The organism is Variovorax sp. 01N429 (genome assembly GCF_056399425.1).
Map to the genome: position 1 here is coordinate 1 of NZ_JBFTRG010000162.1, position 406 is coordinate 406.

Genomic DNA, 406 nt, shown 5'->3' on the forward strand with positions numbered 1-406 from the left:
ACCATGGACTTCGGCTCCGGCTGCATCTCCATCCACGGCTACGTGCTCCGCGACGGCGTGTGGGCGAAGCTCGCCAAGGGCCGCCGCGAGGTCGTCGAACGCGACGCCGAATCCGGCTGGGCGACACGTGTCGTGCTGGAAGGCGTCGACGAACTCGGCCGCGAACTCCACGCCGAAGGCCGCACGATGAACCGCCTCGGGTTCTTCCTCAACCCGAACCTGTTCACCGTCAACTGCCTCACCGAATGGACGTTCGACGGCGTCACCGCCTACGGCGAGGACCACGAGAACTTCAGCGCCGCAGAAATCCGCCGCTTCAGCCGGGAACTCCGCGAGCTGCGCGTGGGGTAGCGGAACGTGATCCCGCGGTGACCGGACGGGCGGCGCGGAAGGCCCCGGCGCGGCG

1 protein-coding gene is annotated in these 406 nt (G+C 69.0%); it reads left to right on the forward strand.

Features of this window, described 5'->3' with window-relative positions:
- On the forward strand, nucleotides 1–351 hold a 351-nt coding region (locus AC1DSF_RS31055; protein ID WP_478184154.1), incomplete at its 5' end, for a hypothetical protein.
- Nucleotides 352–406 lie beyond the last annotated feature (55 nt).